Annotated in this window: 4 protein-coding genes; 1 reads left to right on the plus strand and 3 read right to left on the minus strand. The window is 71.2% G+C overall.

The features are described 5' to 3' along the window. Nucleotides 1-182: 182 nt before the first annotated feature. The 3 genes from HR086_RS45550 to HR086_RS45560 form a co-directional block, all read right to left on the minus strand. Nucleotides 183-1,766, minus strand: a complete 1,584-nt coding sequence (locus HR086_RS45550; RefSeq protein WP_174452943.1) for a class I SAM-dependent DNA methyltransferase — start codon at nucleotides 1,764-1,766, stop codon at nucleotides 183-185. A 185-nt stretch (nucleotides 1,767-1,951) separates the two neighbouring features. Then, nucleotides 1,952-2,371 (minus strand): DUF6691 family protein, encoded by a 420-nt coding sequence (locus HR086_RS45555; RefSeq protein WP_174468786.1) that lies wholly within the window; start codon nucleotides 2,369-2,371, stop codon nucleotides 1,952-1,954. Beyond that, complete coding sequence (locus HR086_RS45560; RefSeq protein ID WP_371817173.1) at nucleotides 2,368-2,925, minus strand: YeeE/YedE family protein; 558 nt, start codon at nucleotides 2,923-2,925, stop codon at nucleotides 2,368-2,370. The genes HR086_RS45555 and HR086_RS45560 overlap by 4 nt, the downstream gene beginning before the upstream one ends. 58 nt (nucleotides 2,926-2,983) lie before the next feature. Here HR086_RS45560 and HR086_RS45565 point away from each other — a divergent pair, with 58 nt between their 5' ends. Beyond that, nucleotides 2,984-3,571 (plus strand): RNA polymerase sigma factor, encoded by a 588-nt coding sequence (locus tag HR086_RS45565; protein ID WP_371745499.1) that lies wholly within the window; start codon nucleotides 2,984-2,986, stop codon nucleotides 3,569-3,571. Nucleotides 3,572-3,576 lie beyond the last annotated feature (5 nt).

The raw sequence follows: 3,576 nt of genomic DNA on the forward strand, positions 1-3,576 counted from the left end.
GGCCTGGGCCAGCACGGGAGCAGCGGCGGTGAGAACGGTGGCGGTGAGCAGCGCGCGAATCTTCATGAAGTAGGTCCTTCCTTCAGAGGGGAAATCAGCTCGGCGAAGGTGGACACTAGCGGTTGTTTCCGCACCCCGCTGGGAAACCGTGCGGGCGGGCAGACGCCCCGCCACACACAGGCTCACTCCTGGCCTGGAGGCGGCACCAGCAACGGCACCGGCACCACGCGCGACGCCCCGAAGGCCGGAGCCCAGACGCGCTGCACGTCGGGTCCATTGAGGAAGCGCACGATGGCCTGGAAGGCGGGCAGGGGACCGCCCAACGTCTCCGCCCACTCCAGCCCCCTGGGCGACAGGTTGGGCACCAGGGGACCCAGCTCCTCCGCGGACGTGGAGGAGCGGGTGACGCGCAGCCCCTCGTCCCTCAGTCGCTTGGGGACGTACAGGGGCGCGAACCGCGCGTGCCGGTGGTCATGGACGCAGCCCTCTTCCTCCAGCAGCGCGGCGGACAGGGGCAGCTCGCGCACGTTGAAGAGGAGCTTCACCGCGCCCACGTGAGGGTCATACGGGCCGCGCAGCCGGTGGTCTCCCCGGGGAATCAGGCGCCGGTCCAGGTAGCAGAACGCGCGAGTCTCCGGTGGCAGCGTGCCCCGGTGCCGGGCCCCTCCGTACCGGTAGAAGGGCCGCAGGTGCTTCGCGTCCACCTCCAGCGGCGTGCCCACCTTGAGCGCGCGCAGCTTCGGCAGCAGCTCCTCCGACAGCCCATGCACCCGCGCGAACTCCGGCAACTCCTCCAGGGGCGACGCGGCGAAGGCGCGGATGCGCGCCAACAGGCGCTCCGGGTCCGCGTCCACCAGCAGCTCGTCGAAGCGCGTCTTCACCCCGGGCAGGCTCACCGGCACCAACGTGGTGAGGGCCTCGCCTTCCGCGCTCCACCGTGCATCCAAGGCGCTGGCCTCCGGCGTGGTAGGTGCCAGGCGCCACTCGGGCGCCTCCGGCGTGAAGTGCTGCCATTCGCCACGGCGCTCGAAGCGCGGCGGGTCCACGTGGCCCGGAAGCGAGGACCACACGGTGATGCACGTGCGCACCTGCGTGCCGGCGAAGGCGCCAGGGCCCAGGTCCACCACCTCGCGCAGCGTGAGCATGCGCAGCAGCGACTGGCGCAGCGGCGCGTAGAGGAAGGCGTCCAGCAAGCTCGCCGGGGTGATGAAGGCGAGCACGCCGGGCCGCGTGGAGAGCCGGTGCGCGGCGACCAGGAGGAAGAAGGCGAAGTCGTCCCGCAGGCTGGTGCCCGGTGGGAGCGCCAGCGGGAGCAGGGCGCGCAGCTTCGCGTAGGCGCTCGGGTCCTTCAGGACGGGCGAGGTGCCGTTGTAGGGCGGGTTGCCCACCCACAGCTCGCGATGCTCCGGAGGCGTCGTCGCGAGCATGGGCTCCATCCCACCTCGCAGCGTGTCGCCTTCGCGCACGTCGGCTTCCGGGACCCGGGCCTGACAGAGTCTGGCCACGGCGGGGTCCAACTCCAGCCCGCACAGCCGTGCTCCAGGCCAGAGCTTCGAGGCCGCCGACAAGAAGGCTCCTGCCCCACAGGCGGGGTCCACCACCGTGAGGGGTCCAGCTCCCAGGTGCGCCATCGCGAGCGATAGCGTGCGTTCCACCAGGGGCGCGGGCGTGAAGAACGCCCCCACCGCCTTGCGGTCCAGCCCGGGGAACTGGTGGACGAGCTTTTCTTCGTCGACGTCCAGCATCCTGTTCGCGGCGCGTGGCATCGAGGACTCATCCTAGCCAGCACTGACGCGGAGGGTGATCCATCCAAAGCTTTGCAAACGCACTCAAAGCCCACGATGTGATGTCCCAATCAATTCACATGCCCGGAAGTCTGAGATTCGCGGCCCCGCAATGCGTGACGCAAGCCCGCACCGCCCTCGCGGCGGGTTGTGCGCAAGTCGCCAGCCTACCCAGGTTGCCTCGACATTCCGCGAAACGCGCCCATTCCCACCAGCATCGCCCCGACGAAGAGCAGCACCGTCGTGCCTCCCACCGGGAGCGACACGAGAGCGGGGCCAGGGCAATAGCCTGACAAACCCCACCCGATGCCAAAGAGCGCCGAGCCCGCGACGAGGCGGCCGTCCACGTCGGCTTGCGGCGGAGCAGGGAAGCGGTCCGCGAACACGGGCTGCGCCCGTCGGAGGATGAGCCGGCGGAGCAGCGCGTAGGTGCCCAGCGCACCGGCCATGACGAAGGCGAGGCTCGGATTCCAGCTCCCCGCCACATCGAGGAAACCCACCACCTTCGCCGGGTCCGTCATTCCGCCCAGCCCCAGCCCCAGCGCGAAGAGCAGCCCCGCCAGTCCCGCCGTGAGCGCGGCCTTCACGAAACACCTCCCAGTACATGTCGGGAGATGAAGACGGCGATGGCGCCCGTCGCCATGAACGTCAGGGTGGCCACGAGTGAGCGCTTGGAGCCTCGGGCGAGGCCACAGACGCCGTGGCCGCTGGTGCAACCGCCGCCCAGCTGGGTGCCGAAGCCCACCAGGAGCCCGGCGACGAGCGTCGCGCCCACGCTGGTGAGGACCGGGGGACCGAGCGACTCCGGGCGGAAGGTCGCCAGCAGCACGCCCCCCACCGCGAGCCCGCCGAGGAAGGACGCGCGCCAGCCCCGGTCGGCCGGCGCGGCGGACAGGAGTCCTCCGGTGATTCCGCTGATGCCCGCGATGCGGCCGTTGAAGAGCAGGAGGAGGGCCGCGCTGAGTCCGATGAGGACGCCCCCCAGGAGGGGAAGGAGGACCGTATTCATGGTGAGTGCACCTGACGAGAAGAGAGAAGTCCGAGGAGCGAGGGTGACACGCCGCGTCCTGTCGGTGAGAGTCGCGTGGGCGGAAAAAGGATTCAGGGCCCGGTGTTGTTCGTGTCGGATGCGGTGGGCCACGCTCGCGGCGCGCGAGGGCCCGGCCGCTCATCACCCCTGGACAAGAGGGAGCAGGCGCGTGGCTGTTTCGAGCAGGGCAACGAAGCGCATCCGGAGCGACGCGACGCTCGTCGCGGCGGCGCGAGAGGGGGACCGGGAGGCGCTGGAGGCGCTGCTCGCCCGGTACGCCTCGCCGGTGTACCGCTTCGGGCTGCGGCTGTGCGGCTCCGAGGAGGAGGCCCGCGACGTGCTTCAAGAGACGCTGATGACCGCCTTTCGCGGCCTCCATGCGTTCCGGGAGCAGGCGCGCCTGTCCACGTGGCTCTACCAGGTGGCCCGCTCCCACTGCTCGCGCGAGCGGCGGCGGGAGGCGCGGGGCGGGGAGCGACTTCCCTTCGACGCCGAGGCCGTGAGGGCCGTGCCCTCCCTGGAGCGTGCTCCCGACGAGGTGGCCCACGCGCGGAAGATGGGGGCGATGCTCCGGGACGCGCTCGCGGCACTGTCCGCGTCGGACCGTGAGGCGCTGCTCCTCCGGGACGTGGAGGGCCTGTCGGCCGAGGAGGCCGCGCGGCTGACGGGCATCGACGTGCGCGCCCACAAGAGCCGGCTTCACCGCGCGCGCATGCGGCTGCGGGAGCGACTGGCGCGAGGGGACGGGGACTCCTGAAGAGG

This window comes from Myxococcus sp. CA039A (assembly GCF_013336645.1).
Lineage (GTDB): Bacteria > Myxococcota > Myxococcia > Myxococcales > Myxococcaceae > Myxococcus > Myxococcus llanfairpwllgwyngyllgogerychwyrndrobwllllantysiliogogogochensis.

Coding starts and splice junctions, on each gene's coding strand:
- HR086_RS45550 (WP_174452943.1), bottom strand. CDS start 1,766: ATGCCACGCGCCGCGAACAGGATGCTGGACGTCGACGAAGAAAAGCTC.